Annotated in this window: 1 protein-coding gene; it reads left to right on the forward strand. The window is 75.8% G+C overall.

Features of this window, described 5'->3' with window-relative positions:
* Positions 1 to 219 (forward strand): hypothetical protein (locus I5G_RS23095; RefSeq protein ID WP_036328906.1); only part of this gene is annotated, 219 nt, incomplete at both ends.

Genomic DNA, 219 nt, shown 5'->3' on the forward strand with positions numbered 1-219 from the left:
CGCCTCGTCGAGGTCGACGGCGCCGACGCGGACGCCGGTCGCCGGCGCACGTGGCACGTACTGGACACGGGTCCCGCGCTCACCGAACGCGGACTGACTCCCGTCGGCACGATCGTCGCCGTCCACGGCAACCCGACGTGGTCCTACCTGTGGCGCGCGCTCGTGAACGCCTCGCTCGCCCGGGCCGATGCGGGCGCTCCCGCGTGGCGCGTCGTCGCG

Origin of the sequence: Microbacterium sp. B19 (genome assembly GCF_000333395.1) — a bacterium.
Lineage (GTDB): Bacteria > Actinomycetota > Actinomycetes > Actinomycetales > Microbacteriaceae > Microbacterium.